Here is a 23,917-nt window from a genome sequence, read left to right on the forward strand (position 1 = left end):
GAAGGGGCGGCGGCACCGTTACAGTGCCGCCGCGGCGCATCAACTGCGCGCGAACGCCAACAGGTCGGCGTTGAACTGCTCGGCGTGGGTGATGGTCAGGCCGTGCGGGGCACCGGCGTATACCTTCAGTTCGGCATTCTTGATGATCTGCGAGGAGAGCTTGGCCGAGGCATCGAACGGGACGATCTGGTCGTCATCACCGTGCACGACCAGTGCCGGCACGTCGATCTTCTTCAGGTCTTCGGTGTAATCCACTTCCGAGAATTCGTGCACGCAGTCGTACTGGCCCTTGACGCCACCGAGCATGCCCTGCAGCCAGAACGCATCACGCATGCCCTGGGTGACCGTGTTGCCATCGCGGTTGGCGCCGAAGAACGGGGTGGTCAGGTCCTTGAAGAACTGCGAACGGTCGCCGCCGGTGCCCTTGCGGATGCCGTCGAAGACCTCCAGCGGGGTGCCGGCCGGGTTGCCGGCGGTCTTGAGCATCAGCGGCGGCACGGCGCCGACCAGCACCACCTTGGCCACGCGCGTGCTGCCGTGGCGGCCGATGTAGTGGGCCACTTCGCCGCCGCCGGTGGAATGGCCGACCAGGATCGCGTCCTTCAGGTCCAGCGCCTCGATCACTGCAGCCAGATCGTCGGCGTAGGTGTCCATGTTGTTGCCGTCCCAGGTCTGGCTGGAACGGCCGTGGCTGCGGCGGTCGTGGGCGATCACGCGGTAACCGTTCTGGCCCATGAACAGCATCTGCGGGTCCCAGGCATCGGACGACAGCGGCCAGCCGTGGGCGAACACGATCGGCTGGCCGTTGCCCCAATCCTTGTAGAAGATGCGGGCGCCGTCGGCGACGGTGACGAAGTTGCTCATTGCAGGTTCCTTGGCGGAAGGGAGGGAAGGCACCGGCAGGCTGCCGGTGCCTTCGGCAGTACAGCGCAGGTGCCGGCGACGGACTTGCACCGCTGTGCTGGATTGCAGAGGATGTGACGCATATCGCTCTGGCGGGACCCGAGTCGCGCGCCGAGGATGTCCGCAGCCCGCCTGTGGAATGCCCGGATGCCCGCCACGCGATGGTCCCTGCTGTTGTGCCTGCTGTTGCCGATGGCCGCGCCGGCTCAGACCAATGTCTACAAATGCGTGGATGGACCGCATCCGGTCTACCAGCAGACACCCTGCCAGGGCCGGTCGGCGTGGCGCTGGGATGTCCCGGCGGAGCAGTCATTGTCCCGTGGGGCGGTGGTTCCCGCAGTCACGCCATCGAAGCCGTCGCGTCGCCCGCGTCGTGCCGTCCGGGCGCAGGGCGCATTGATCACGATCAGTACGGATGCGGCGGCCTGCGAGCGTGTGCGCCGCCAGCGCGGACAGGCGCTGCTCAAACGTCGGCGGTTGGATTTCGTGCAGCGCCGGCAGCTGGATGACGCGGTCTACGACGCCTGCCAGTGAAGTGGTGCACTGAAGCGCCGAAAACAACAACGGCGCCCTGGGGCGCCGTCGTGTGCAATGCCGTGAGTGCAGCTCTCAGCGGCCGTCGCTGGTGGCGGCCGGTGCCGGCGAGGGCACGCTGTCCGGCTTGGGCAGGCTCAACTCCGGGTTGCCCTGTTCGGCCTGCAGGATCTGGATGCGGCGCTGCAGGGCGTCCAGCTGGCTGTTGGTGCTCTGCACATCGGTGCTGAGGCTGACTGCCTGCTGCTGGGCCTGCTGCAGGGCGGCGCTGACATGCGCCGACTGTGCCTGCTGCTGTTCCATTTCCTGCTGCAGGGTGCGCAGGCGTTCTTCGTTGTAGGCCACCAGGCGCTCGGTGTAGCGCTTGCCGGCTTCCAGGCGGGTGGTGTCGATGTAGACCTGGGCCAGCTGCTCGGACTGCTGCGCGAAGGTGCGGTAGACACGTTCGGCGTTGTCCACCGCATCGGTCTTGATCACCCGCCAGAAGTTCTTCTCCTGGAACAGGGCGACGTAGTAGGTCAGGGTATTGGCGTTGAACAGCAGGCTGGCGCCGTAGTTGCCGTTGTAGGTGGTGCGCAGCTCGGTCAGCTGGCGCGAATCCATCAACTGCTTGAGCTCGTCCACGGTATTGCGCACCACCGGCGCGCTGCGCGCCGGTTCGGCTGCAGCCTCGCGGTCGCCACGCGCGGCCATCGCCGCCGGTGCCACCAGCATCATGGCCACGGCCAGCACTGCTGCGTTGCGCGCGTGCCGGGCGAAGACCGCGCCCCCTGAAGTTTCTCGCATGTCTAGACCATCCACGGATGAGTGTGGGTTGAGATGAAGGTGGTTCCCCGCCGGGAGTCTAGCATGGGCGCGGGCGCCGCCAAGGGCGGCGGTCACGGCGCGATTTCAATAGACCAGCTGTGCCGCGCTGCACTGGATCGACTGCACGTTGACGTCGGTCCGGCCCAGTTCCAGGCCCAGCACGCTGGCCAGCAGGTTGGTCAGCAGAGTGCCGACACTGTTGAGCACCGGTCGCAGTGCGGCCAGGATCGGCTTCAGCACGGTGCACAGCAGGCCGCTGCAGCTGACGCTTCCGTCCGGGTTGGCGACGCCGCTGCCACTGGCGCCATCGAGGAAACCCGCCGGCGCGGTCTGGATGTACGACGCCAGGTTGTTGCGCACGCAGCCGTTGTAGTCGATCAGGTTGCCGAGCAGGCTGTCGCAGCGGTTGATCAGCAGGCCGCCGACCAGCGAGCCGAGCAGGCCATCGAGCAGGCCCAGGCCCTGGCCGGTGACGGTCGTCCTGTAACCGGTCCACACCGAACCGTCTTCCCAGCAGGTGGTCAGGCCCAGCAGGCAGGGCTTGGGGACGCCATTCTTCACCGTCCAGTTGCCCAGCGGGGCGAGGTTGCGTGCCGGATCGCCATCGCGCAGCAGCGGGATGACCTGGTCGACGTTGTAGCGTCCGCCAGTGGGAAAGGCCGCCTGCAGGTAACGATCGGCCAGCGCCTTGGCCGTGTCGTTGGCACTCATGCCCTGCTTGGGCGAGCTGAGCATGCCCGACAGCACCCGCAGCAGCTCGTTGACCAGGCTCGACACTGCGTCACCGATCGCGAGCGGATTGATCCGGGTCGAGCCGGTCTCGCCCGCAGCCAGGGTCAGGTTCTGTGAGCCGGTGAGGGCGGGCAGGGTGATCCTGTCGTTGATCAGCGGCTGGCCCAGCAGCTTCAACAGCTGTTCGTTCTGCAGCGTGGCGTCGCAGACATTGGCCTTGGAGAATCGCTGTGCGGGGTCGACGTTGCCGACGCAGGCACGCAGCACCGATGAATCGACCTGGATGGTGGCCTTGGGGGGACTGCCGCCGCACTGGATGCCGGTCAGGGTACCCATGCCGTTGGCCACGTCGACGTGCAGCGGCAGGTGCAGGCGCGTGCCGAGCAGGTTCAGCAGCGGCCCAAGCGCGAACAGGTTGTTGCTGTCCACGTCCACCATCAGCCGCACCTGCGCATTGTAGGCGCGGGTGCCGACGCCGCCGATGGCGATCGACGGCGGCTCGACCACGCCGCCCTGGATGTTGATGCCCAGCAGGTCCAGCCCCTTGATCGTCACGCCGTTGCCATCGTTGGCGATGGAGATGGCGGTGCTGATCAGGTTGAGCACGTTGATCTTCGATTCCAGTGCGCTGCCGACGGTGCCGTCGGGTGAGACAACTTCCGCGAACAGCCCGCCGCCGCCGGCCTGGCTGCCGAGCACGATGTTGAGCTTGTTGATGTCCAGCTGGGTGGCGACCAGGTCGGACAGGGCGCGCAGCTGCACGCCCACCGTCGAGTCACGGCCGACCACGGTGGCGGTGGCATCGACCAGTTGCGCCAGCGAGATCTTGTTGACCGACAGCAGGCGGTTGAAATCGGCCACGCTGAGGTTGGCGCTCACCGGGATGTTGAGTGCCTTCAGCAGGCCGGATGGGGTGACGTTGGCCTGCGCCAGACCGTCATAGGACAGCACCGTGGCATTGCTGACATCCAGGCCGACCAGGCGCAGGGTCGACAGCAGTACGGAATCGCCATTGGTGCGCAGCAGCTGCGAGCCCACCGCGAACACCGCCGTGGGCTCCGAGCGGCGGGCGACCGCCTGCACGCTGACGGTCGGCAGGCTGGTGTTCTGGCCGAAGAAGGGCAGCACGCTGCGCTCGGCGATCACCTGCACCGCATTGCGCGGGTTGCTGGCATCAACGCTGGTGACGAAACGGTTGCTGGTACCGCGGCTGGCACTCCAGTTGCCGCAGCGGACCTGCAAGGTGCCTGCGAACCTGTTCTGGGCCAGTGCGCTTTGCCGGGCGGCGCTGTTGTCGCTGTTGTCCGCGCTGCACAACTCCAGTCGCTGCGCGCCGGCCAGTGCGGCCAGATCGGCAACCTTCTGCGCATCGCGCTTGGCCCAGAACAGATAGCCGATCTCGATCAGGCCCAGCATCGCCAGCAAGGCCAGCATGACCAGCATCATGGTGACCGACATGCCGCCGCGTGCGCGGCCGAAACTGAACTGGCGTGGGCGTTTCATGGCCTACCTCAGCGTCCGGAGGAGGAGGCATCCTTGGACCGGGCAACATCGGTCTCAAAGAAGTCCGGGATCTCGTGTTCAAAGCTCTTCAGGTAACGCGCATAACTCAGGGTGGCCTGGTCACCCAGGATCGGCAGGCGCTGGCCGGCCTGCTGTCCCGACGCCTGCAGGCGGAACAGGTTGCGGGTGGCTTCGCCGCTCTGCAGGCGCGCACGCGGTGTTGCCGGCGGGGCACCGTCGGTTGCGGGGAGTGCCGGTGGCACCGCTGCCACCGCCGCGGATGCGGCGGGTGCGGCCAGCTCCACGGTGGGAAGCGGCTCGGCCTGCATCGGTGCTGCGGCCGGTGCCGACGGCAAGGGGCCACCGAGCATCTGTCCGGTCAATGGCTGTTGCTGGGCCTGCACGGCACCGGCAGCAAGCAGGCAGGACAGCACGGGCAACAGGCGTCGGGTCAGGCGCATCGCAGTCATGGTGTGCTTCCGGTCGGGTGTTCGGTGGTGCTGAAGCGTTCCAGCATCGACGGTGGCAGGCGCTGCGGATCGCGCTCGTCACGTGCTTCGCGGCGTGGTTCGGCTGCCAGCCGGGTGCTGCCCGACGCACGGGCGCCGTGTTCGCTGCTGGCCGCGGACGCAGGCGCAGGGGCGTTGACGGCGACCGCCGCCTGCCGCTGCTGCAGGCGCGTGCGGATCTGCTGGGCCTGCTGCTGGATGCTGCGGCGCGTTTCGTCGTTGAGGTTGGCCTGTGCCGCCAGGCGCTCCGCGGTGGCCTGGTCGCCGCGCAGGAGCGCCCACAGTGCGAGATTGGCCGTGGCCTTGGCGTTGCCTGGCGACAGTTCCAGGGCCTTGGCCAGCGGCTCGCGCGCCTGGTCGAACTGGCCGGCGCGCAGCCGCGCATAACCCAGGTCGCCCAGGTAGTCGGTGTTCAAGGGCTGCAGTTGCGTGGCGCGCGCCAGCGCCTGTTCGCTGCCGGCGTCGTCATCGCGGCGTGCAGCGATCAGGCCCAGGCCGTGGGCGGCCGCAGCGGCCTGCGGCCCGCTGGACAGCTCGCGATACAGCGCGACCGCTGCGTCGCTCTGGCCAGTCTCGCGCAGGGCGTCGGCCTGCAGCAGGCGCAGGGCGGGGCGATCACCATAGCGTTGGCGGAAGGCCTCCACGTGGGCGAGCGAGGCATACCAGGCGCCCTGCTGCTGCATGCGCTCGATCAGCTCCAGATAGGTGTTGCGGCTGTCCTGCGGATCGGGCTCCGGCGGCGCAAGGCTGGGCGCCCGCACGTACTTCGGCGTGGTCGATGCGCAGCCACTGGCCAGGGTGGCGAGGGCGACGGCAAGCAGCAGGCAGGGGGTGCGCAGGGCAGGCATCAGGGCGATCCCATCTTGGACATGGTGGTGGCCAGCGCGACCAGCGCTGGACCGGCAAGCACCAGCATCAGTGCCGGCAACAGGGTCAGCATCATCACCACGGTCATCTTCACCGAGAGCTTGCCGACCTTTTCCTTCAACGTGTTGCGGCGCTGCTCGCGCAGGCGGATGCTGAACTGGCGCAGCGGTTCCTGCACGGCGCCGCCGTGCGCATGCACCTGCAGGATCAGCTGCATCAGGCTGGCCAGGTCGTCATCGGCGTAGACCTCGCTCAAGCGCCGCAGTGACTGCGCGCGGGTGCGGCCGTGGGTGTAGGCCACGTTGGCTTCCTGCAGTTCGCCGCCCAGTACCGGCAACGCATCGCGCAGCTTGTCGCCCAGCGTCTGCAGGCTCTGGTCCATGCTGAAGCCCACGCCCTGCAGCAGGCGCAGCAGGTCGATCAGCAAGGGCAGTTCGTTCTCGACCGCGCGGCGGCGGCGCTTGACCCACGACGACAGCACGAACTTGGGCAGCAGCAGCCCGGCCGCCAGCGCACCGATCACCACCATCACCCTGGCCAGACCGTGCGCGCTGCTGAACGCCAGCGCCAGCGCCAGCACCAGCAGCGCAAGCAACAGGCGCAGGCCGAGATAGATGGCGGTGCCGCGGCGCGTGTTCCAGCCGGCCAGGTCCAGCAGCAGCCTGTCCTCGTTGGCCAGCAGCGCGGCCTCCAGGCGGCCACCACTGAGCGAGCGCCCGAAGCGCTCGAGCCAGCCCAGCGAGTCGCGGCGCGTGGCCTCGGTGTCGCGGGCTTCCTCGCGCGGCTGCAGGGCGGTCTTCAGCGCGGCCGAGGTGCGGTGCTCGCGATGGCTGCGCACCCAGCCGGCAATGCCGAGCAGGGCGACGCCCGCTGCCAGCACCAGCAGCGAAAGGGCGAACCAGGCGCTGGCGCTCATCGGGCACCTCCCGGGTAGCTGCGGGCCGTCATAGCGATTTGGCCAGGCGGTACAGCAGCAACGCCCCGAGCAGTTCCAGGCCCAGTGCGATCAGCAGGATCCTGTGGCCGAGCGGGTCATGCAGCACCGGCTGGAAGAACGCCGGGCTGGAGATCGCCATCAGCACCGCACTGGCCGGTGGCAGCAGCCCCAATACCCAGGCCGACATGCGGGTTTCCGACGTGGTGGCGGCCAACTCCTGCTGGGCCTGCTCCAGGTCGCGCATGAAATCACCCATGCGCTGCAGGATCTGGTCGGCGCGCCCGCCGATGCGCACGCTCACCCCGATCACCACCGCCAGCACCTTCAGCACGTCCATGCGGTACGGCTGTGCGGCCAGGCTCAATGCACGATCCAGCTCCATGCCGCTGCGCGTATAGCGCACCGTGGTGTCCAGCAGGCCGCGCAGTGGCGCGCTGGTCTGCATCGAAGACACCTGGAACGCGGCCTGCAGGCTGTTGCCCAGCGCGGTGAGGCGGACCAGGTTGTCGAGGAAGTCCGGCATCTGGTGCAGCAGCTGCGCGCGCAGTCTCGTGATCCGGCGCATCACCCACAGCCAGCAGCCCAGCAGGTACAGCAGAAGGGTCAGCGGAAACATCCAGGCCGTGCCCAGCCGCACCGCCGCCACGACCGCAAGCACCAGTCCCGGTACCAGCAGCATCAGTGGCAGCTTCCAGCCCGGCTGCAGGCCGGCGCGCTGCAGGACGCCATCCCAGGGTAATGCGCGGCTCCCACTGCTGGCGGGGCGGGCCGAATCGTTCGCCGCCGCAACGGCAGGCCCGGCCGGCACCGCACCGGCCGTGCTGCCGCGTGCCAGCTGCTGCTCGGTGTGCTGCAGCGAGGCCTGGCGCTGTTCACGGCTGCTGGCGGTACCCCAGAGCCAGACGGCCAGCGCCAGCAGCACCGAGATGATGCTCAACACGCCCAGCAGCAGGCCGGTGCCCATGTTCAGAAGTCCCCGTAGAGTGATTCGCGCAGCTGCTGGCGGAACGGCTCCAGCTTGTGCGAATGCGGATGGAAGCCCAGGCCGATCCAGCGGTCGGTCTCGCGGCCGGTGGCATCGATCTGCACCTCGTGGCGGAACATCTCCTGGGTGGTGATCAGGTTGTCGCTGACCCCGGTGATCTCGGTGATCGAGACCAGCACCCGGCGCCCGCTGCCCAGTCGCGAGATCTGCACGATGAAATCAATGGCGCTGGCGATCTGCCGGCGCAGGCTGTCTTCGCTGCCCTGGAAGCCGGCAAACCCGGCCAGCATCTCGATGCGGTACAGGCAGTCGCGCGGCGTGTTGGCGTGGATGGTGGCCATCGATCCGTCGTGGCCGGTGTTCATCGCCTGCAGCATTTCCAGCACTTCAGCGCCGCGCACTTCGCCGACCACGATGCGGTCCGGGCGCATGCGCAGGCTGTTGCGCACCAGGTCGCGGATGCTGACCGCGCCCTGGCCCTCGGCGCCGCCGATGCGGCTCTCCAGGCGCACCACGTGCGGATGGTTCAGCGAAAGCTCGGCGGTGTCCTCCACGGTGATGACGCGCTCATCGGCCGGCACGTAGCTGGCCAGGGCATTGAGCAGCGAGGTCTTGCCCGAGCTGGTGCCGCCGGAGACCAGGATGTTGCAGCGCCCCAGCACCATCGCCTTCAGCAGTGCCTGCATCGGTGCGTCGAAGGTGCCCTTGGCGAGCAGTTCGTCGGGGGTGAACGGGTCCTTGCGGAACTTGCGGATGGACACCATCGGTCCGTCCACCGCCAGCGGCGAGATGATCGCGTTGAGGCGGCCACCGTTGGGCAGGCGCGCGTCGACCATCGGATTGGAATCATCCAGCCGGCGGCCGAGCGGGGCGAGGATGCGGCGCAGGATGCGCAGCAGGTGGGTATCATCGGTGAAGCGCTGGGTGGCGCGCTTGAGCTGTCCGCCCTGCGAAACGTGCACGTCCTTGAAGCCGTTGATCAGGATGTCTTCGATGGAGGGGTCGTGGAGCAGGTCGTCCAGCGGGCCGAAACCGGTCAGCTCCTTGACCAGTCCCTCGGCGACCACCTGCATCTCTTCTTCGTTGATCGGGATGCGCCATTCCTGGATGAAGCCCACGGTCTGCACCTGCACCCAGCGGGCGATGGTGTCCGGGGCCCAGGAATCGATGTCGATGCGCTCGTCCTCGATGCTGTTGAGCAGATGCTCATGCGCGGCCGACAGCACCTTCTGGTACTGCTCGGTCTGCGCGAACGGCAGGTGGCCCGGGGCAGATTCGGGCAGTACCGGGCGGGCAACGGCATGCGGGAACGGGGTTACCTTGTCTTCCATTGCGATCCACCCAGGGCAAGGGAGAGTCTTTCCCGCAGGCCATGCGGCTGGACCGGGCAGGCGGCCGGATCCAGGCGCGACACGAGCGGGGCGAGGGCACGCAGATAGGGGTCGCGCGGGGCATCCTGCAGCAGCAGGTGTCCCTGGCTGGCGGCCAGGCGCACGCGCGGTCGTTCGGGCAGCGTCGCCAGCAGCGGTACTTCGAAGCGGCGTGCGATCTGTTCCGGGCTCATGCCGCTGCTGTCATCGTGGCGGTTGATCACCAGTTGCAGGCGCTTCTCGCGCTCACGCTGGCCCGCCAGGTGCTTCAGGGCCTGGTCCAGAGAAACCAGCGTGGCGATCGAGGCATCGGTGACCAGCCAGATCTCGTCGGCCTGGTCCAGCAACAGGGGCGGAAGCTGCCGCAACGGGCAGCCGCCGGCATCGCACAGCACGCTGGCGAACACGCCGCGCAGGCGCTGCAGCAGCGCGCCAGGATCCGAGGGCGGAACGGCATCGCTGCCACTGGCACGATCCAGCAGCACCAGCCCGGAGTCATGGCGCGCCATGGCCGTGCGGGCGAGGGTGGCATCGATGCGGCTGGCATTGCGCAGCGCGTCTTCGTAGTGGAAGCGGCTGTCGAGATTGAGGTACAGCGCGAGGTCGCCGGAGGGCTGCGCCAGCTCCATCAGCAGGCCGTCCTGCTGCACGGCTTCGCCCTGGGCCAAGGCGCGCGTCTGCTGCGCCAGCACCGAAAGATGTGCGGCCAGGGTGCTGGTGCCGACGCCGGCGCGCACACCCAGCAGCACGATCAGGCGTGCCTTGTGTGCGTGCTGGGCAACCGCTGCCGGGCGCGGAGACAGGGCGCGCCGCAAGGCCGCCTCGATGCCTGCGTCGTCACTGTCCAGGTCCAGTACATCGCGCAGGCCGGCGCGCAGCGCGATCACCACGCCTTCGACCTGGCCGGCGCTGGTGGCGCCCACGGCCACCAGCGGCAGGTCCGGTTGGGTCTGCTGCAGCTGCTGCGCCAGCACGCTCGAGGCGGCCGCATGCTCGGGCCGGAAGTCGAGCAGCACCAGGCTCTGCGGGCCGCGTTGCAGGTCCTGGGCGGAGGTGGGGGCGTTGCTGTCCTGCCAATGCAGGGCGGTGCTCGGCGGCAGCTTGGCGGCCAGCCGGGGCAGCAGTTCGCGGTCGATGCCGTACAGGACCAGGTTCATTGGCGGTCCTTGCGGATGCAGCGGCTGGGCGGTGGCGTAGGGCATGGGCGTGGTATCGCAGGCATCATGGAGTCAGCGCGAGAATCCGGGCACCGGGTCCTGGCTGACCGGACCCAGCAACCAGGAACCCCACTCGGGGAGATGCGGCCTGGCTTCGCGCTCGCCGGGCAGCGGCAGTTCGGTGTTGCGCGCCAGTGGCTGCACCAGGCGCGGGGTGACGATGATCACCAGCTCCTTGTCCTGGCGCTTGTAATCGAAGTTGCGGAAGAACGAGCCGATGATCGGCAGGTCGCCCAGCAGCGGAATCTTGCTGACGTTGGAGACGATGTTGGAGCTGACCAGGCCCCCGATGACGAAACTCTCGCCATCACCCAGCTCGACGGTGGTGTCGGCGCGGCGGGTGGTGATCGAGGGAATCTGCACGTTGTTGAGCACAATGGCATTGCTGTAGTCCAGGTCGCTCGCTTCGGGCGCTACCTTCAGCGCGATGCGGTTCGCTGCCAGCACGGTCGGGGTCACGGTCAGGCCGATGCCGAACGGCTTGTAGGTGATGGTGGTAGTGCCAAGCCCCTGCGGTTCCAGGATCGGCAGTTCGCCACCGGCCAGGAAACTGGCGCTCTGCCCGGACAGCGCCACCAGCGTCGGCTCGGCCAGTACGCGGGCCATGCCATTGGCCTGCAGCAGTTCGACATCGGCGTTCCACAGCCCCTTGGTCGAGCCGAAAACAAGGCGGAATGCCGAGGAAATCGGCGAGACGGCCTCGTTGCTGCTGTTGCCTTCCTTCATGCCGGGCAGCAGGCCGGTGTTGCCCGGCAACCCGGTGCCGGGCCGCGCGAAGCCGTAAGCGAAGCCGCCGTTGCGGTTCTGGAAGTTGATGCCGATCTGCTTCATCGCGGTCTTGTTGAACTCGACCACCTTGACCTCGACCTGGACCACACCGCCGCTGCTGATGGTGGACGTATCGGCAAGCGCACCTTCCTTGCCCAGTGCCATCGCCGCCGTGCGTTGTTCCTGCATGTGCGAGAGCACGCTGTCAGTGCTTCCCTGCAAAAGGCCCTGCTGGTCCTGCTGGGTGAACACCAGATCGTTGCCGCCGGTGCTGGCCGCGCCCTGTACGGCGCTCTGCACCCGTACTGTCACCCGTTGCGGCTCGGCCTGCTTGCGGTGCCACAGCAGCAGGGTGGTGGTGCCGGGCATCCTGCCCACCAGCAGCGCCTGGCGCTGGCCGCGCAGCATCACGATGTCGGCAACGCCGGGGTCGGCAATGGCCACCCGTTCCAGGTCGGCCGGCAGGTTCCAGGGACGCTGCTCACGGGCCTGCAGCACCAGGTCATCGGCGGCCACGCTCGTTGCCGGTGCCAGCAGCACCAGCAGCAGGGCCAGCCACCGCTGGCGGGGAGAAAGGCGTGGACGGCGGTGACGTTCGGTCATGGATGCGCTCGATGCTGGTCAAAGGGAGCCACGGGGGGCGGAACTGTCGCCACGGATGATCTCGATACCCGAAGCGCGCGGGGCGCTGCGACGGGGCGCCGGCGCACGCGCGGGTGCATCCGCGTTGCTGCGTGGCGGGGCGCTGCCGCGGCCGGCCAGCGCGTCGCCGTCGATACCGGCGAAGGCGTGGTTCTCCGGGCGCTGCAGCGCCAGCTGCTGCTCTGCGTCGAGCCCACGCAGCGGATCGATCACGCCGCGCGACTGAGGGAACAGTGCGAGGTCGGGCAGGCCGGTATCGGCGGGATTGCGCAGCGCCAGGAACAGCTTGCCCTGCTGCGCACCCAGCAGCAGTCGATTGGCGTCGGCCACCGGTACCGCCAGCACCGCGCTGCGCGCGGGTTGCGGGGCTTCATTGCTGCTGTGGCTGCCGCCACTGCCGGTGATGTCGGCCGCGCGCGGGTCGTTGCGGGTGTCGGCCTCGCTATTGGAGGTGGCTTCCGAGGCGACCGGCGCGATGTCCTGCTGCCCATAGCTCAGCACGCGCAGGCGCGACAGCAGCAGGCGCGTCTGCGCGGCTTCGGCGGGGCTGTTGATGCTGGGCTGGGCATTGCGCAGGTTGAGGAAGACGTCGACGAAGTCGCCGGGAAGGATGCGGTTGCCGGCACCGACCAGTTCGTCCACGGGCACGGCCAGTGCGCGCTCGCCCGGCCGCAGCTGCAGCGAGAAGCCCTGTGCCAATGCGCTGCTGCTGACCGGGCTGCCTTCGGCGATGTCCTGCACCGGCACCTTGCCGACCACGGCGGCGATGCTGGTGGCGGCACCGGCGACGGGGGATGTGCGCTGGGCCAAGCGCAGGTCGTTGGCGCTGATCGGCTCGCCCGCGGGCAGGCGCGCCACGGCTTCCACCACCGTGATGGCCTGCACTTCGTTGTGCGTGATCGGCGCGGCCGTGACCGGTGCGGCCGGTTTGCGCCCGATCATGAAGGCGATCAGCGCCAGCAGCACGGCCAGGCCGATCAGGGCGACGGCAGCGATGCGGGTCAACTTGAGCATGGAACCGTCTCCAAAATACCGGTCATCAGTTGCCGCTGCCGAGATCGAGCTGGGCGACCGCGACGCTGCGGATGGGAGCCTGCATCACCCACTTGTAGAGCGTGGCGGTGCCGGGCAGGAAGGGATGGCTGGCGTAGTCGTAGCTGACTGTCACGGTCATGCACTGGGCCGTGGCCAGGCCGGCGCAGGGCGCCTGCGCGGACACCACGATGGCATTGCTGCCCCCCGCGCTGCAGTCCACGTTCTGCTTGGAGAACTGCAGCAGCCATTGCATCGAGGTGCGTGCGGCGACGCAGGCGGCGGTGCGCCGTTCGCCGGCCGTGCCGTAGCGCAGCGAGGCGCGCGCACCTTCGGCCGAGGCGGTGGCCAGGGTCTGCTGTGCTGCCATGATCATCACCCCGGAGAAGGTGAACAGCAGCAGCGGCAACAGGCCGAGCATCAGCATCAGGGCGAACTCGATGCTGGCGACGCCGCGTTGCTGGCGCGGGCTGCGGATGTTCATGGTGCACCTCCGTAGATGCTTGCCAGCACCCAGCCGACGGCGGCGAGTGCGAGGTAGGCGGCATAGGGAATGCCACGTCGTCCCTGGCGTGCGGCCTGCATGTCGCGCAGGGCCGGATGCGCGTGCCATTGCGTGCTGGTGCGATTCACCTGCATCTGCAGGTGGCCGGGCAGCAACACCCCCAGGCGCCGGCCCGCCAGCACCAGCACGGCGTGCAACCCGGCGGCGAGGCTGGCGACCAGCCAGACCGGCAGCAGCGCCTGCCAGCCCAGCATCAGCCCCAGCACGGCAAAGAACTTCACGTCGCCGGCGCCCATCCAGCGCAGGGCATAGGACGGCAGCAGCGCCAACAGGCCGAGCGCCGCGCCGGCAACGTGGGGCAGCCACGGCTGGCGCGGCGCACTGAACTGGCCGAAGACGATCACCACGGTGGCGATCACGCAAGCGGCGATCAGCCAGGCGTTGGGCACCCGACGGGCATACAGATCACTGATCGCGATCCGCAGGCATACGCCGATGGCCAACAATCCCAGCAGTGTCATCGCACACTCCGTCGTCCGTCACTGGACGGTCTTCGCCTGGTTCCATGCGCCCCACCGTCGCGGCTCTGCCGGCCGCGCGCGGTCGCCGCTCAGGTCGTCGAGCCCGACGCCTTGGTGGCCAGTGCGGAGAGGTTCTTGAACAGCGTTTCGAAGAACCCCTTGATCTGGTCGTTGCCGACCGCGATCAGGACACCAGCGATGACGGCAGCCAGCAGCCCGTACTCGAGCGCGGTGACACCGTCTTCTTCCTTCAGGAATTTGCGGATCGATGCGTTCATGACCAATGTCTCCCTCTACCTGTCTGCGGATGCAGTACACCTGCGTTGGGCGGTGGCCCGGCTCCGCCGGGATCGTCCGTGGGCCTCCGCGCGTCCTGGCGGAGGAGGCACGGCGGGATGGGCCCGCTGTGCTCAAGCAGGGTGATCGTCTCCAGGCAGGCCGCCAGCCGCACGGTCGCGACCGCTCGGCCCGGGGCCGGTGGTCGAGGCATCCAATGATGCGTGCGTGGTCATGCTGTCCCCCTGGGTGCGGCCGGATCAGTTGGCCGGATCACCGTGCTATCGACTTTGCCTGAATGGAAGTTGGCTGCAACAGGAACCTATATGCAAATTCGGCAGAAACCCCGCGATGCTGAAACTTTCAGGCCGTTTCTGTGACGAGAATCCGTTCGAAGGCAAAACGATTCATGGTCGTGCAGATTATGTGATTTCCATTTTCCGGCGCATGCGAAGACCGTGCCAATGGCGCCGACATTTTCTTCATCTGTGTATCTTTTTTCTTCATTGCAGCCCGCGGGTTTACCTTCGCCGATTATCGGGCATACTCGCATTCAAGCTGTTGCATTTCCATGGTTGGCCGCATCGGAGCGGATGCGGCCTGCACGACAACGGAAGTGGTTTCTGGATCGCTGCGCGCCCTGTCAGGCAGTGGGGGCCGCATCGCATGGCGGATCAACGGGGGACAACACTGTCATGGTCGATGGTGGGGTAGGAGACAGCGGCGACAGCGGCCTTCGGTCGATAGACCTGGCCACGCTGAGCGGCGTGCTTCGTGTCTGTGATGTCGAACTGCTGCTGCTCGATGGCAATGGGCCACGTGCGGCATTCGCTTCGCGCGTGCACGAGGAAGCCCTGTTCTGCAGCATCAGCTGCGGTTTCCACTGCCGCGGCCGTTTCATGCTGCCGCCGGACTGGGCGATGCTCGGGTACCTGCACGCCACCGATGAGACGCTGAGCTGGTGCCATGGCGTACCGCTCACGCCGGGGATGGCGTTGACGATCATGCCGGAAGGCATCAGTGAGTTCACCCTGAGCCCAGGCACGCACATGACCCTGATGCTGCTGCCGGTGGCACGGGTGCAGCGCAAGCTGACCGAACTGAGCCTGCGCAGCACGCCTCCCGCTGGCCAGGCACTGTCACTGTTCAATCTGGCCAGCGAAGGCACGCCGTTGGCACGCCACTACCAGCAGCTGCACCTGCAGCTGGGGCAGGGTGCAGGCCTGCAGCCGGAAGAAACTGAAACCCTGCTGCACGAGCATGTGCAGGCCCTTCTGGGTGCCGGTGCGGCGGATCGCCCGGGTTGCAGCCGTGCACGGCGTACGCATTATCTGATCGCACAGCGGGCAGAGAACTTCATGCGGCTCAACCTGCGCCGCAATATCTACATGAATGAAATCTGCGATGCGGCTGGGGTCAGCGAGCGCGGCCTGCGTTATGCGTTCGAGGACCTGTTTGGAACCTCGCCCAACCGGTATCTCTCCATGCTGCGCCTGTGCGCGGCCTGCCGCAGCCTGTCGATGGCCGATTCCAGCCGTCGCTCGGTGAAAGCCATCGCCCTCAGCTGCGGCCTGTGGGATCTTTCGCGCTTCGCCGACAATTACCGCAAGGTATTCGGCGAACTGCCGCGCGATACCCTGATGCGCGCGCCCGCGCAGATCGGCCAGCCGGCCTGAGCCAAGCCCCGCAAGGGTTTTCGCGGCATTCGTGCCGGAATTGCACATCCGCTTGCCGATCATGTTGCCGCTTCTGCATAAACGGCTGCCGATTCCGGCCGTGGATTTGCCGGAATGCGCGATTGCCGTGCCGGATTGAAGTGCGCCGCCACCGTTGCAACCGCTGAAATGTCAGTCACCTGCCTAACGGCAAGTCCACTGACATTCCAGTTGTTCGCCTACGGGGGAAATGCTCATGAACCGCATCTACCGGCGTGTATGGAACCGCCAGCTCAATGCTCTGGTTGTGGCCTCGGAACTGGCCACCGGCGACAGCGGCGGCGGCGCCGCACGCGATCCGCGCGCCTTCCTGCTGATGCCCACCGCGCTGGCCCTGGCACTGCTGTGCGCGCTGGCCAGCGGCCACGCAGGGGCATCGGAAACCAATCAGTCGCTGCGCGACCTGCAAGCGCTTGCGGCGAAGTATGCGCAGCCGATGCCGGTCAAGGTCGACGCGGAAGTGGCCTTGGCTGCCGCCGCGCGACAGGCGCAGAGCAGCCCCGCGATCAGTGCGGACGCTCGCCTGGGCCTGCAGTTGAACACCACATCGCTGCCGGTGGTGCGTGACGTATTGCCGGCCGCCGTACAGGTGAAGCTGGCAGCGAACACCACGCCGAAGCAGGTGGCCGTGCCGGCGCTGGCGGCCGATGTACGCGCCACTGTCGGCCTGGGCAACACTGCGATCAAGGCGGCACAGGTGGATGCATCGCTGGCAGCGCACGTTGCGCCGGGCGCGCAGGCGCCGCTGGGCGTCGCTGCCGATGCGCGCGCCAGGGCCAAGGTCGGCATCGCTGGCCATCAGGTCGCTTCGATCGATTCGGGTGCCCGGGCGGCAGCGGGCCTCAGCGGTTCGTCCCTGAAGGCCTCTGTCGACGGCGACACCGACGCGCATCTGGCGGTGGCTGGCCATCACATCGAGGGGCAGGGCCAGGCCCGGGCGACGGCGGCGGTCACGCTGCCGGCCAAGGAGGAACTGCCGGGTGACACGCATGATCGCGCCATCAGTGCCGCGTTCGATGCCGGCGCCGCGGGCAAGGTGCGCGTGCAGGCGCCGGACGGCCAGGAAGTAGTCGCCGATCGCAACCTGAAGCTGGCCGGGCAGGCAACCGTAGCCGCGCAGCACAGCGCGCTGGGCGTCGGCGGTCTGGTGGGCGGAGCAGTGGATGCTGTCGGCGGGACGCTTCACGGTGCCGCGGGTGCGGTCGGTAGCACGGTGGGTGGTGCGCTGAACGGCACCGTTGGCACGGTTGGCGGCGCAGTGGGCGGCGCTCTGAACGGTACTGTCGGAACAGTCGGTGGCGCAGTGGGCGGTGCACTCAACGGCACAGTCGGCGCGGTCGGCGGTGCAGTGGGTGGCACGCTCAACAACGCGGTGGGCGCAGTCGGTGGTGCGGTTGGCGGTGCACTGAACGGCACGGTAGGCACGGTCGGTGGCGCAGTGGGCGGTGCACTGAACGGCACGGCAGGCACAGTTGGCGGCGCCGTGAGCGGCGCGCTCAACAACACGGTCGGTGCGGTCGGTGGTGCTGTGGGCGGAGCTCTGAACGGCACCGTTGGCCAGGTCGGCAGCGCAGTGGGCGGTACGCTCAACAACACGGTCGGCGCAGTCGGTGGTGCAGTTGGCGGTGCTCTGAACGGCACGGTCGGCACAGTTGGCGGCGCAGTCGGCGACGCACTGAACGGCACCGTCGGTACCGTCGGCAGTGCGGTGGGCGGAGCACTGAACGGCACCGTTGGCCAGGTCGGCAGCGCAGTGGGTGGCACGCTCAACAACACAGTCGGCGCAGTCGGTGGTGCAGTTGGCGGCGCTCTGAACGGTACTGTTGGTAGTGCAGTGGGCGGCGCGCTCAACAACACGGTCGGTGCGGTCGGTGGTGCTGTGGGCAGCGCACTGAACGGCACTGTCGGTACCGTCGGCAGTGCAGTGGGTGGTGCGCTCAACGGCACGGTTGGCCAGGTCGGCGGCGCCGTGGGTGGCGCTCTGAACGGCACTGTCGGTACGGTCGGCGGTGCAGTGGGCGGCACGCTCAACAGCACGGTAGGCGCAGTCGGTGGCGCTCTGAACGGCACTGTCGGTACCGTCGGCAGTGCGGTGGGTGGCGCTCTGAACGGCACCGTCGGCCAGGTCGGCGGTGCAGTGGGCGGCATTCTCAACGGCACCACCGGTAGCCCCGGCACAGGCCTGGGCGGCGTGCTGGGAAGCACGCTGGGCAACGTCGGCAGCGCGGTGGGCAACCTGCTCAACGGCAATCTCAATGGCACTGTCGGCAACCTGGGCAGCGCCGTGGGTGGCCTGGTGGGTGGCACGCTCGGCGGTCTCGGCCTGACCCAGCCGTCGGCGATCCCGCCGACCAGCCCGAAGGCACCGGCGCCGGCCGACCCGAATGCCGGCCTGATCATCGGCACCGGTGGCCTGGTCGGCAATGTCGGCCAGCTGATCGGGCCGACCACCACCAGCCTGTTCGGCGGCAATGGCTACCTGAGCAATGGCAATCTCAAGCTCAGCAATGCCAACGTGATGCAGACCTATTCGACGGTCAATGTGCTGGGCCTGCCGGTGGTCAACCTGTCGCCGGTCGGCAGCACGCTCAACGGTCTGGGCGGCGCGGCCACGGGCGGCAGCTCGCACCTGACCCTGATCGGTGGCGTCACTTCCGACAGCTACATCTACAACATCAACAACGGCAATCCGGGTGGCCTGCTGGGCCTGCTGCTGCCGAAGGATTCCCCGGCCTGGGCGGCCAAGTGCCTGGACATCGCGCTGGCCGACATCTCCTGCTGGGCCGTCAACGCCGCGCAGGACTACCAGGTGCTGATGGGCGATGGCGCCTTCGCCAACGGCTCGAAGGAAGTGGTGATCGGCGCCAACGCACGCCATGAACTGCCGAAGGTCGATGCCAACGTCGCCTTCCCCGGTGATGGCGTGAACGATCCCAGCAACCCGACCGGCGTGCCGACGGCCGACTACGCCGCGCGCATGGGCCATTCGGTGATCGTCGGCGACAGTGCCGTCGGCACCGCCAACGGGCAGACCCTGCTGGGTGCCGAGTCCACCTCCAACCAGGCCAACTCGGTCGCGCTGGGCTACCGCTCGGCCGCACTGCGTGGCGCGCAGGCCAGCTACAGTGCCTACGGCCTCACGGCGCCGCAGGTCTCGGCCGGTGAAGTATCGGTGGGCACCGCCGGTGGGGGCGAGCGCCAGATCACCAACGTGGCTGCGGGCAGCGGCAACACCGACGCGGTCAATGTAGCGCAGTTGAAGGGGGCCATCAGCCTGATCAATGGCGTGGCCGATGCCGCGGTGACCTACGATCTGGACGCCGGCGGCAATCCGAACTATCGACGGGTCACCCTCGGCGCAGGCACCGGCACCACCACCATCGGCAATCTCGCCGCCGGTGCGGTCACCGCGGGCAGCCTCGAGGCCGTCAACGGTGGCCAGCTGGCGGCAACGAACAGCGCGATCGCCAGCTTCTTCGGTGGTCGTGCAGCCTTTGACCCGGCCAGCGGCATCTTCACCGCACCGCTGTTCGAGATCAGCACGATCTCCACCACCGGCGCCATCGCCCAGGGCCTGTACACCAACGCCACCGATGCCTTCGCGGCGGTGGATGGTTCGCTGGTCAACCTCAACACGCAGATCACCGATATCCGCAACGGCGGTACCAAGTACCTGCGGGTGAACTCGACCGGTACCGAGGCCGTGGCCAGCGGCGCCGATTCGATCGCGGTCGGCACCAATGCGCGGGCGACGGCAGCCAACAGCATCGCAGTGGGTGCGGGAAGCCTTGCCGATCGTGCCAACACGGTTTCCATCGGTGCCGCTGGCGCAGAGCGTCAGGTCATCAACGTGGCGGCCGGTACCGCGGCCACCGATGCGGTCAACGTGGGACAGCTGCAGGCCTCGGAGCAGGGGGCACTGCGCTATGACCTCAACGCCGATGGCAGCGTCAACTATGCCAGCGCCACGCTGGGCCAGGCCGGCACCGCCACCACGCTGCGCAATCTCGGCCCGGGCCAGGTCAGCGCCACCAGCAGCGAGGCCATCAACGGGGCCCAGCTGTTCGCCGCCAACCAGGCTGTGGCCACCCACCTCGGCGGTGGTGCTGCGGTCAGCGCCAGCGGCGTGCTGACCGCACCGACGTACTCGATCAACAACGTCGCCGCCAACGGCACCGTGACCAAGGGCAGCTACAACGACGTCGGCACCGCCTTCGATGCGGTCAGCAACTCGCTGGCCAACGTTGCCGACCAGACCGGCGAGATCGACAAGCTGGCCGTGAAATACGATGTCGACGGCAGTGGCAACGTGCTCAACAGCGTGACGCTGACGGGCACCGGTACCGGTGCGGTGAAGATCACCAACGTCGCCGCCGGCAGCATCCTGGCCGGCAGCAGCGACGCCATCACCGGCGACCAGCTGTTCAGCACCCACAGCACCATCGCCAACTACTTCGGCGGCACCACTGCCTACAACGGCACCACCAACGCGTGGACCGCGCCGACGTTCAGCATTTCCAGCATCGCCACCGATGGCACCTTCACCAGCGGCGATTACAACAACGTCACCGCCGCCTTCACTGCCGTCGATGGCTCGCTGAAGGTCCTCAACCAGCGCATCACCAACGGTGGCGGTGGCAGTGCCTACCTGGCGGTGAACTCGACGGCGGCCGCAGCCACCGCGGCCGGTGCGGAAGCGGTGGCGGTCGGCCCGCAGGCCAGTGCAGCCGGTGCCAACAGCGTGGCGGTCGGCAACGGTGCCAGCAGCAGTGCCGGCAACAGCGTGGCGCTGGGTGCCGGTTCGGTGGCCAGCGTTGGCGCACAGAGCGGCTATACCGGCGCCTACGGCCAGACCGGTGCCAGCAACTCGGCCGGTGAGGTCTCGGTCGGCAGCAGCGGCAGCGAGCGCAAGATCACCCACGTTGCCGACGGCTCGGACACCTACGACGCAACCAATGTCGGCCAGCTGAAGAACGGCGTGAATTACGCCATCGACGAGTCGAAGAAGTACACCGACCAGAAGATCCAGAACATCACCAACGTGGCGGGCAGCTTCCGCGCCAACAACACCAACAACCTGGCCGATCCGTCCGCCAGCGGCGCCAACTCCGCCGCCGGTGGTGCAGGCTCCACTGCCGCCGGTGCCAACTCGACCGCGCTCGGCAATGGTTCACAGGCGCAGGCCGACAACTCGGTGGCATTGGGTGCAGGTTCGGTGGCGAACCGGGCCAACACGGTCTCGGTGGGTGCCAGCGGCGCCGAACGCCAGGTGGTCAACGTGGCCGACGGCTCGCAGGCCACCGACGCGGTCAACGTGCGCCAGCTGCAGGCGTCGCAGCAGGGCACCATCCGCTACGACACCACGGTGAACGGTGCGACCAACTACAACAGCGTCACCCTGGGCAGCACCAGCAGCGGCCCGACCACGGTGCGCAACGTTGCTGCTGGCACCGCCGGTACCGACGCGGTCAACGTGGATCAGCTGAAGTCGGGCATGGCGCAGACCCTGGACTGGTCCAAGGCCTACACCGACGAGCGTATGGGTGGCTTCGAGCGCGACCTGCGCAAGACCGACAACCGTGCTTCGGCCGGTATCGCCTCGGCGATGGCCACCGCAGCGCTGCCGCAGTCCAGCGAGGCGGGCCGCAGCATGGCCTCGATCGCGGCTGGCAGCTACAACGGCGAATCGGGCGTGGCGCTGGGCATCTCCGGTGTCTCCGAAGGCGGGCGCTGGATCTACAAGTTCAGCGGTTCGACCAACAGCCGTGGCGAGGCCGGCGTGGCCGTCGGTGCCGGCATCCAGTGGTGATCCCCGCCGCCGGGCCGCACCCGCGGCCCGGCATCGCGGAAACGTCTACAGGGGGAATGACATGAAACAGCATCGCATCGCCCGCGCCGCCCAACATGCCGCTACGCTGGGCCTGATCCTGGGGATGGGCCTGCTGGCCGCCTGCCGCAGCCATGCGCCGGCCACCGACGGTCCCGTCGAAGCCACCGCCGTGCAGTTCCCGGAGGCCTCCGGGGCCTCGTTGAAGGAAGGCATCTATCCGGACGTCGCCGACCTGCGCCGCTTCGCGCCGGGCATGAGCAAGCGGCAGTTGTACACGCTGCTGGGCACGCCGCATTTCAATGAAGGCATGTGGGGCGTGCGCGAGTGGAACTACCTGTTCAACTTCCGCACCGCGCAAGGTGCGGAGTATTTCACCTGCCAGTTCCAGGTCCGCTTTGACAGCAAGGGCATTGCCCAGGCGGGTTACTGGAAGCCGGAATCGTGCGCGGCCGTGCTGGAGCCGCCGCGGCCACCGGTCCCGCCGGCACCGGCACCGGCACCGCTGCCGGAACAGCCGCTGCGGCTGTCGGCCGACGCGTTGTTCGGCTTCGACAGCGCGGTGCTGAGCGCGGAAGGGCAGCAGGCGGTGCAGGGCATCCTGGCGCAGGTACGCGAAGCCGCACAGGTGCAGTCGATCAGGGTGACCGGCTATACCGACCGTATCGGCAGCGCCAGCTACAACCAGGCGCTGTCGCAGCGCCGCGCCGAGGCCGTGCGCAGCGCGCTGGTGCAGGGCGGCGTGCCTGCGGCCAGCATCAGCGCCGAAGGACGCGGCGCGGCTGAGCCGATCGTGCAGTGCGGGCAGCGCAACCGGCGCGAGCTGATTGCCTGCCTGGCGCCGAACCGGCGCGTGCAGATCGCCGGGATGGCACAGCCACGTTGACCCTCCTGCGCCGGGGCTGTGCCCCGGCATCCCGAGTCCCCCCTGACCGCCGGCAGGCGTGGCAACGTCTCCCCCGTCGTCCACGCCTGCCTGCGGCTCAGGTCTTCAAACGGTGCACGCGATGAATGCCCAATTCCTGCCACTCTCCATGAAGACGGAAGCTACGCTCAGCGTGTACGGCCAGCTCGGCAACCATGCCGTGGTGCGCATCCCGGGCCGGCGCCTGCCCGGCCTGATCCTGCAGGCCGATACCGTGGCAGGGTTCCTGGCCCAACTGCAGGAAGCACAGGCCTGCCTGCGCAGCGGCCGCGCACAGCGCACCGACGCCGAGCTGGACATGCTGATCGACGTGCTGCAGCAGTGGTACGCCTTGATCGAATCGCGCCTGGCCGACGCCGGCGAGGCGCTGTAAAGAAAAAGGGGACGGAGGGGATTAAGTCGTTTCCTGCACACGCGGGGCAAGAACGACTTAATCCCCTCCGTCCCCTTTTCCTACGCGCGGGCGCGGACCAGCCAGCAGGCGGCATCCACGCGTACGCGGTCGCCTTCGATGAACGGCGCGAATGCAGCCAGCGCCTGGTGGCGAAGCACGGCGGCACGGGCTTCCGGCATTGAGCGCAGGGCCAGCCCCAACGGGCCCAGCTGGCCGACATAGGTGGGCAGGTCTTCGCGGGCGATCGAGCAGGGCAGGTCTACCGCAACCACCTCCACATCCTTCCAACCGGCGGCCTGCACAAGCCGCTGTACCCGCCCGCCATCGGCGAAGGCGAACTGTCCCGGCGCGCCGGATACCCGGGGCGGCAGATCCAGTGCATCGCCGATGGCGCGCTCGGCCGTGGTCATGAATGGATTCTCGTCGGCACTGCGCCAAGCGATGAAGCGCAGCCCAGCGCCGGGTGTCGCGGCACGATGCAGGTTGGCGAACGCGGCCTGGCTGTCCTCGAAGAACATCACGCCCAGCCGCGACTGGATCCAGTCGAAGTGCGCGGACGGCAGAGGATGGCGCTGCGCGTCTGCCACGATGAAGTCCGCGTCCAGTCCCGCAGCCTCGGCGCGCTGGCGGGCCAGCGCCAGCATCGGCGCGGAGATGTCCAGGCCGGTGCTGTGTGTCGCCGGGCGTGCGGCGGCTGATGCCAGCAGGCTGGCACCGGTACCGCAGCCTACATCCAGCAGTTGCGTGGCGGTCTCCGGAAGTTCGGCCACCAGCAGGTCGGCCATGGGCTGGAACAGGCCATCGAGAATGGCCTGCTGCGCAACCCAGACCTGGCCGCCAGGACCGTTCCACAGGGCGCTCTGATCAACGGGGGGTGTACGGGTCATGGTCTTGCCTTGCAGGGAAGTCGCCCATAGGTTGGCGCTTGAAGGTCACTTGAGGTCAAGC

20 protein-coding genes are annotated in these 23,917 nt (G+C 68.1%); 5 read left to right on the plus strand and 15 right to left on the minus strand.

All coding sequences use genetic code 11. The features are described from left to right. Positions 1-39 precede the first annotated feature (39 nt). Positions 40-864: an alpha/beta fold hydrolase gene (locus AC5P53_RS13215; protein ID WP_014647467.1), complete on the minus strand. Its 825-nt coding sequence runs from the start codon at positions 862-864 to the stop codon at positions 40-42. 186 nt (positions 865-1,050) lie between these two features. Between AC5P53_RS13215 and AC5P53_RS13220 the strand changes: the two genes are divergently transcribed. Further along, on the plus strand, positions 1,051-1,437 hold the full coding sequence (locus AC5P53_RS13220; RefSeq protein WP_049440902.1) for a hypothetical protein: 387 nt from the start codon (positions 1,051-1,053) through the stop codon (positions 1,435-1,437). Positions 1,438-1,512: 75 nt separating this feature from the next. On the opposite strand, the gene AC5P53_RS13225 is transcribed toward AC5P53_RS13220, so the two are convergent. The 13 genes from AC5P53_RS13225 to AC5P53_RS13285 form a co-directional block, all read right to left on the minus strand. Beyond that, a complete protein-coding gene (locus AC5P53_RS13225; protein WP_241886990.1) occupies positions 1,513-2,223 on the minus strand; it encodes a DUF2968 domain-containing protein in 711 nt (236 codons plus the stop codon). Between the two features lie 105 nt (positions 2,224-2,328). Next, positions 2,329-4,479, minus strand: a complete 2,151-nt coding sequence (locus tag AC5P53_RS13230; RefSeq protein WP_075077223.1) for a TadG family pilus assembly protein — start codon at positions 4,477-4,479, stop codon at positions 2,329-2,331. A gap of 8 nt (positions 4,480-4,487) precedes the next feature. Then, positions 4,488-4,949, minus strand: coding sequence for a DUF3613 domain-containing protein (locus AC5P53_RS13235; RefSeq protein ID WP_049440896.1), 462 nt, complete (start codon positions 4,947-4,949; stop codon positions 4,488-4,490). Further along, positions 4,946-5,836: a tetratricopeptide repeat protein gene (locus tag AC5P53_RS13240; protein ID WP_241886986.1), complete on the minus strand. Its 891-nt coding sequence runs from the start codon at positions 5,834-5,836 to the stop codon at positions 4,946-4,948. Before AC5P53_RS13240 ends, AC5P53_RS13235 begins: the two co-directional genes overlap by 4 nt. Further along, positions 5,836-6,771, minus strand: coding sequence for a type II secretion system F family protein (locus tag AC5P53_RS13245; protein WP_014647461.1), 936 nt, complete (start codon positions 6,769-6,771; stop codon positions 5,836-5,838). Before AC5P53_RS13245 ends, AC5P53_RS13240 begins: the two co-directional genes overlap by 1 nt. A gap of 28 nt (positions 6,772-6,799) precedes the next feature. Then, positions 6,800-7,756 (minus strand): type II secretion system F family protein, encoded by a 957-nt coding sequence (locus AC5P53_RS13250; protein WP_495227413.1) that lies wholly within the window; start codon positions 7,754-7,756, stop codon positions 6,800-6,802. A gap of 2 nt (positions 7,757-7,758) precedes the next feature. Beyond that, positions 7,759-9,108: a TadA family conjugal transfer-associated ATPase gene (locus AC5P53_RS13255; protein ID WP_241886984.1), complete on the minus strand. Its 1,350-nt coding sequence runs from the start codon at positions 9,106-9,108 to the stop codon at positions 7,759-7,761. Further along, on the minus strand, positions 9,093-10,349 hold the full coding sequence (locus AC5P53_RS13260; protein ID WP_041863560.1) for a CpaE/TadZ family protein: 1,257 nt from the start codon (positions 10,347-10,349) through the stop codon (positions 9,093-9,095). The genes AC5P53_RS13255 and AC5P53_RS13260 overlap by 16 nt, the downstream gene beginning before the upstream one ends. 27 nt (positions 10,350-10,376) lie before the next feature. Continuing rightward, positions 10,377-11,735, minus strand: coding sequence for a type II and III secretion system protein family protein (locus AC5P53_RS13265; protein ID WP_180835396.1), 1,359 nt, complete (start codon positions 11,733-11,735; stop codon positions 10,377-10,379). 18 nt (positions 11,736-11,753) lie between these two features. Then, entirely contained in the window at positions 11,754-12,788 is a 1,035-nt protein-coding gene (gene cpaB / locus AC5P53_RS13270; RefSeq protein WP_126412474.1) for a Flp pilus assembly protein CpaB, read from the minus strand. 25 nt (positions 12,789-12,813) lie between these two features. Beyond that, a complete protein-coding gene (locus AC5P53_RS13275; protein WP_164077797.1) occupies positions 12,814-13,290 on the minus strand; it encodes a TadE/TadG family type IV pilus assembly protein in 477 nt (158 codons plus the stop codon). After that, the gene (locus AC5P53_RS13280) at positions 13,287-13,832 is read right to left on the minus strand and encodes a prepilin peptidase (protein ID WP_241886983.1); all 546 of its coding nucleotides are present in this window, start codon (positions 13,830-13,832) and stop codon (positions 13,287-13,289) included. Before AC5P53_RS13280 ends, AC5P53_RS13275 begins: the two co-directional genes overlap by 4 nt. A gap of 89 nt (positions 13,833-13,921) precedes the next feature. Next, the gene (locus tag AC5P53_RS13285; protein ID WP_005416979.1) at positions 13,922-14,110 is read right to left on the minus strand and encodes a Flp family type IVb pilin; all 189 of its coding nucleotides are present in this window, start codon (positions 14,108-14,110) and stop codon (positions 13,922-13,924) included. Between the two features lie 693 nt (positions 14,111-14,803). Here AC5P53_RS13285 and AC5P53_RS13290 point away from each other — a divergent pair. The 4 genes from AC5P53_RS13290 to AC5P53_RS13305 all read left to right on the plus strand — a co-directional run bounded on the left by AC5P53_RS13290 (position 14,804) and on the right by AC5P53_RS13305 (position 22,948). Next, on the plus strand, positions 14,804-15,784 hold the full coding sequence (locus AC5P53_RS13290) for an AraC family transcriptional regulator (protein ID WP_032962548.1): 981 nt from the start codon (positions 14,804-14,806) through the stop codon (positions 15,782-15,784). A gap of 235 nt (positions 15,785-16,019) precedes the next feature. Next, complete coding sequence (locus AC5P53_RS13295; protein WP_495227414.1) at positions 16,020-21,632, plus strand: ESPR-type extended signal peptide-containing protein; 5,613 nt, start codon at positions 16,020-16,022, stop codon at positions 21,630-21,632. Between the two features lie 61 nt (positions 21,633-21,693). Further along, on the plus strand, positions 21,694-22,536 hold the full coding sequence (locus AC5P53_RS13300; protein WP_495227415.1) for an outer membrane protein assembly factor BamE: 843 nt from the start codon (positions 21,694-21,696) through the stop codon (positions 22,534-22,536). A gap of 148 nt (positions 22,537-22,684) precedes the next feature. Then, on the plus strand, positions 22,685-22,948 hold the full coding sequence (locus AC5P53_RS13305) for a DUF6959 family protein (protein WP_223224455.1): 264 nt from the start codon (positions 22,685-22,687) through the stop codon (positions 22,946-22,948). Between the two features lie 80 nt (positions 22,949-23,028). Here AC5P53_RS13305 and AC5P53_RS13310 read toward each other — a convergent pair whose 3' ends face one another. Further along, positions 23,029-23,856 (minus strand): class I SAM-dependent methyltransferase, encoded by an 828-nt coding sequence (locus tag AC5P53_RS13310; protein ID WP_241886977.1) that lies wholly within the window; start codon positions 23,854-23,856, stop codon positions 23,029-23,031. Positions 23,857-23,917 lie beyond the last annotated feature (61 nt).

This window comes from Stenotrophomonas sp. YJH_SMC_82, from assembly GCF_059368875.1.